Raw genomic sequence first — 861 nt, 5'->3', positions numbered from 1 at the left:
CCGGGCCAGGGCCAGGCGCGCCGGCTCCGCGCCCAGGGGCACGCCGTTCCAGCACCTCGGTGGCGCCGCGCGCGCGAAGTCCATTGTCCTTGTGGGCGCAGACGTAGAACCGGATGTCGCCGCCGTCCTCCCAGGCGTCGCCCAGGTGGAAGAAGCCGAAGGCCGGCAGCTCATGGAGACGGCGCGCGCTCAGGTCGGCCTTGTCCACGACCAGCACCTGGGTCCCCTCATCCCCCTTCCAGGCGAAGCCGGCCGAGAACGGCATGACCATCCGCTCGCGCACCCAGGGCTGCAGCACGATGACCAGGTGGCGCTCGGTGGCGGTGAAGTCGTGAATGTAGCTGGCGCGCGGCAGGGGGATGACGGTCGCCGCCTCCAGCGTCCCGTCCGCGGCCAGCCGCCAGACCATGGCCTGGTCGCCGCCGATCCCCAGGTTCCAGATCCGGCCGTCGGGCTCGATCCTGGGGTGGGCCAGGAACGGCATGCCCTTCAGGTCGGACCTCAGGGTGACGAAGCCCTGGGTCTCCAGCGAGCCGGGATCCATGGCCATCGGCGAGCCGCCCTCCCACAGCGCCCACAGCCGGTCGCCGGCCATCAGCACCGAGGTGTTGGCCGCGCTGGCGTCGTCGGGCGAGCCGATCTGGGCGCGCGGGTCCGGCAGGGTGCCGAAGCCGGGCATCAGCATGGCGTCGGCGCGCGTCTCCTGGCGCCGCTTGGGCGTATCGACGAACGGGCCGCATCTCGACCCGGCCGTCCTCGATGCGAAACGCGCACCAGGCCGTCGCCGTCGAACCAGTGGGCGGCGCTGCGCCGGGGCGGCGGAACTTGGCCGGGCCGTTGCGGTACAGGTACGCCCGAGAG

1 protein-coding gene is annotated in these 861 nt (G+C 72.8%); it reads right to left on the bottom strand.

Translation table 11 applies throughout. The features are described 5' to 3' along the window. Positions 1–685 (bottom strand): carotenoid oxygenase family protein (locus AC2W7C_RS18545; RefSeq protein WP_486002660.1); only part of this gene is annotated, 685 nt, incomplete at its 3' end. Positions 686–861 lie beyond the last annotated feature (176 nt).

The organism is Brevundimonas sp. CURTG3B2_SDJG, assembly GCF_057364705.1.
This window is presented reverse-complemented; position numbering and strand designations above follow the sequence as displayed.